This window comes from Luteibacter sp. P4_E6, assembly GCF_056401535.1.
Window position 1 is genome coordinate 1 of record NZ_JBFUJE010000420.1, and the last position, 3465, is coordinate 3465.

Here is a 3465-nt window from a genome sequence, read left to right on the forward strand (position 1 = left end):
CAAGAAGGCCGCTCACCTTGTTCGCAAGGTGCTGCTCTCCGCCGTCGCCAACGCCGAAAACAATCTCGGCGCCGACGTGGACGAGCTGAAGGTCGTCCGTATCTTCGTAGACGAAGGTCCGGCGATGAAGCGTATGTACGCCCGCGCCAAAGGCCGCGGTTCGCGCATCCTGAAGCGCACCAGCCACGTTACTGTGGTTGTTGGCAACTGACTGGGGTAAGACACGATGGGTCATAAAGTACATCCCACCGGTATCCGCCTCGGCATTGCCAAGGATTGGAACTCGAAGTGGTACGCCAATAAGGGCGAATATGCGGTCTATCTCGCAGCTGACCTCAAGGTCCGCGAGATGCTCCGCAAGAAGCTCGCCGCTGCCGGTATCTCGAAGATCCAGATCGAGCGTCCGGCCAAGACCGCCCGCGTGACGATTCACACCGCCCGTCCGGGCGTGGTGATCGGTAAGAAGGGCGAGGACATCGAGAAGCTGCGTAAGGAAGTCACCGACATGATGGGCGTTCCGACGCACATCAACGTCAGCGAAGTCCGTAAGCCGGAGCTCGACGCCCAGCTTGTTGCCGAATCGATTGCTCAGCAGCTCGAGCGTCGCATCATGTTCCGCCGCGCGATGAAGCGCTCGGTCGGCAACGCGATGCGCCTCGGTGCCCTGGGCATCAAGATCAACGTCTCCGGCCGTCTGAATGGCGCCGAGATCGCCCGCTCCGAGTGGTCCCGTGAAGGTCGCGTTCCGCTGCACACGCTGCGTGCGGATATCGACTATGGCACCGCCGAAGCCAAGACCCAGTACGGCATCATCGGTGTCAAGGTATGGGTCTATAAGGGCGAGATCTTCGATCTGGCAGCAGCTACCGCCGAGTCGAAGGAAGAACAGCAGCCTCAGCAGTCGCGCCGCGATGGTGGTGAAAACCGCCGCGAGCGGACGGCCAAGTAAGGAGTGTTGCCATGTTGCAACCTAAGCGTACCAAGTACCGCAAGATGCATAAGGGTCGTAATGACGGCCTTGCATTCAATTCCAACCTCGTGAGCTTCGGCGAGTACGGCCTCAAGGCGACGACGCACGGTCAGCTGACCGCACGTCAGATCGAAGCGGCCCGTCGTTGCATCACGCGCTTCGTCAAGCGTGGCGGCAAGCTCTGGATCCGCGTGTTCCCGGACAAGCCGATCACCCGTAAGCCCATCGAAGTTCGAATGGGTGCGGGTAAGGGTAGCGTCGAGTTCTGGGTCGCCCCGATCCAGCCTGGCCGCATGCTTTATGAAATCGAAGGTGTCGACGAGACGACGGCACGCGAAGCGTTCCGCCTGGCGGCAGCCAAGCTGTCCRTGCAGACTCAGTTCGTCTCCAGGGCGGTGATGTAATGGCCAGCAAAGATATCAACCAGAAGTCGGCGGACGAGCTCAAGCAGGATCTGCTGGACCTTCGCAAGGAGCAGTTCAATCTGCGCATGCAGAAAGGCTCCGGTCAGCTCACCCAGCCGCACCAGCTGCGCCGCGTTCGGCGTGACATCGCCCGCACGAAATTCGTGCTCGGCGCTAAGAAGTAAGGACGGCGGACATGAGCGAAATCAAGAAGACCGCGCGTACCCTTACGGGTCGCGTCATCAGCAACAAAATGAACCAGACCGTGACCGTGCTGATCGAGCGCCAGGTGCAGCATTGGCTGCTCGGCAAGATCATCCGTCGCTCCACGAAGCTTCACGCACATGACGAGACCGGTGCGAACGAAGGTGACCTGGTGCGCATCGCGGAATGCCGTCCGCTGTCGAAGACCAAGCATCACCGCGTGGTCGAAATCATCACGCGCGCTGAAGTCTAAGGAGAGCTGCCATGATTCAGGTACAGAGCACGCTTTCCGCAGCTGACAACAGCGGCGCGAAGGAAATGATGTGCATCAAGGTGCTCGGTGGCTCGAAGCGCCGTTACGCCAGCGTTGGTGATGTCATCAAGGTGACCATCAAGGACGCCATTCCTCGCGGTAAGGTCAAGAAGGGCGAGGTTTACAATGCCGTGGTGGTTCGTACCGCCAAGGGTGTTCGCCGCGCCGATGGCTCCGTTATCCGTTTCGACGGTAACGCAGCTGTCCTCCTCAACAATAAGCTCGAGCCGATCGGTACCCGTATTTTCGGGCCGGTTACACGCGAGCTGCGCACCGAGAAGTTCATGAAGATCGTCTCGCTTGCGCCCGAAGTGCTCTGAGCGGAGGCCAGAACATGAACCGTATCCGCAAGGGTGACAACGTCGTCGTCACCACCGGCAAGAACAAGGGACAGCGCGGCGACGTGCTGCGTGTCGACGGCGAGCGCGTTGTCGTCTCGAACGTCAACCTGGTCAAGCGTCACACCAAGCCGAACCCCCAGGCCAACCAGCCTGGCGGTATCGTCGAGCGTGAAGCTTCGATCCATATCTCCAACGTACAGCTCTTCAACTCCGCCACGAACAAGGGCGAGCGCGCTGGCACCAAGACGCTCGAGGACGGGCGCAAAGTGCGCGTGTTCCGTTCTGGCGAAGTCGTCGACGCGTAAGGAATCGAAGTCATGACCCGCCTTGAAACGTTTTACAAAGAGTCGGTAATGTCGAAGCTCACTGAGCGCTTCGGTTACCAGAACGTCATGGAAGTCCCGCGCATCTCGAAGATCACGCTCAACATGGGCGTCGGCGAAGCCGCCGGTAACAAGAAGATCCTCGAGAACGCGGTCGCCGATATGACCAAGATCGCCGGCCAGAAGCCGATCACGACGAAGGCCCGCGTGTCGGTCGCTTCGTTCAAGATCCGCGACGGTTGGCCGATCGGTTGCAAGGTCACGCTGCGTCGTGCCCAGATGTGGGAATTCCTGGATCGCCTGATCAACATCTCGCTGCCGCGTACGCGCGACTTCCGTGGTGTCTCGGGCCGTGCTTTCGATGGCCGTGGTAATTACAACTTCGGCATCAAGGAACAGATCATTTTCCCGGAAATCGACTTCGATCAGGTTGATGCGCTGCGCGGTATGGATATCTCCATCACCACGACCGCCAAGACCGACGAAGAAGCCAAGGCGCTGCTGGAAGCATTCAGCTTCCCGTTCCGCAACTGATTACAGGTAGAACATGGCTAAGACCTCGATGATCCAGCGCGATGTTAAGCGCACCAAGCTCGTCAAGAAGTTCGCTACCAAGCGTGCCGAACTGAAGGCGGTCGTCCTGAGCTCCACTGCCTCGTATGAGGAAAAGATGGAAGCCCAGACGAAGCTGCAGAAGCTCCCGCGTGATGCCAGCCCGGCGCGCCAGCGTAATCGCTGCGCCCTGACCGGCCGCCCGCGTGGCGTCTAYAGCAAGTTCGGCCTTGGTCGCAACAAGCTTCGCGAAGCCACCATGCGCGGCGATGTGCCGGGCCTGCGTAAGGCTAGCTGGTAAAAAACTCGCCATCGGCGGGGCAAGCTGTTATAGTCGTCGGTCTGCGCAACGCAGACC

The 3465-nt window shown here is 59.8% G+C and carries 9 protein-coding genes; all 9 read left to right on the plus strand.

What is annotated here, in order from left to right:
• A partial coding sequence (rplV, locus tag AC1DT2_RS18415) for a 50S ribosomal protein L22 (RefSeq protein ID WP_477297929.1) occupies positions 1 to 211 on the plus strand: 211 nt, incomplete at its 5' end.
• A gap of 15 nt (positions 212 to 226) precedes the next feature.
• The gene (gene rpsC, locus AC1DT2_RS18420) at positions 227 to 949 is read left to right on the plus strand and encodes a 30S ribosomal protein S3 (protein ID WP_063570882.1); all 723 of its coding nucleotides are present in this window, start codon (positions 227 to 229) and stop codon (positions 947 to 949) included.
• Between the two features lie 11 nt (positions 950 to 960).
• Positions 961 to 1374 carry a 50S ribosomal protein L16 gene (gene rplP, locus AC1DT2_RS18425; RefSeq protein ID WP_477297931.1) on the plus strand — a complete coding sequence of 138 codons (414 nt, stop codon included), beginning with the start codon at positions 961 to 963 and terminating at the stop codon, positions 1372 to 1374.
• Positions 1374 to 1559: a 50S ribosomal protein L29 gene (gene rpmC / locus AC1DT2_RS18430; protein WP_046967249.1), complete on the plus strand. Its 186-nt coding sequence runs from the start codon at positions 1374 to 1376 to the stop codon at positions 1557 to 1559. Before rplP ends, rpmC begins: the two co-directional genes overlap by 1 nt.
• 11 nt (positions 1560 to 1570) lie before the next feature.
• Entirely contained in the window at positions 1571 to 1831 is a 261-nt protein-coding gene (rpsQ, locus tag AC1DT2_RS18435) for a 30S ribosomal protein S17 (protein WP_063570883.1), read from the plus strand.
• An 11-nt stretch (positions 1832 to 1842) separates the two neighbouring features.
• Positions 1843 to 2211 carry a 50S ribosomal protein L14 gene (gene rplN, locus AC1DT2_RS18440; protein WP_063570884.1) on the plus strand — a complete coding sequence of 123 codons (369 nt, stop codon included), beginning with the start codon at positions 1843 to 1845 and terminating at the stop codon, positions 2209 to 2211.
• 14 nt (positions 2212 to 2225) lie between these two features.
• Positions 2226 to 2537, plus strand: a complete 312-nt coding sequence (rplX, locus tag AC1DT2_RS18445) for a 50S ribosomal protein L24 (protein WP_063570885.1) — start codon at positions 2226 to 2228, stop codon at positions 2535 to 2537.
• A gap of 12 nt (positions 2538 to 2549) precedes the next feature.
• The gene (gene rplE / locus AC1DT2_RS18450; RefSeq protein ID WP_046967245.1) at positions 2550 to 3089 is read left to right on the plus strand and encodes a 50S ribosomal protein L5; all 540 of its coding nucleotides are present in this window, start codon (positions 2550 to 2552) and stop codon (positions 3087 to 3089) included.
• A 13-nt stretch (positions 3090 to 3102) separates the two neighbouring features.
• Complete coding sequence (gene rpsN, locus AC1DT2_RS18455; protein ID WP_063570886.1) at positions 3103 to 3408, plus strand: 30S ribosomal protein S14; 306 nt, start codon at positions 3103 to 3105, stop codon at positions 3406 to 3408.
• Positions 3409 to 3465: the final 57 nt, after the last annotated feature.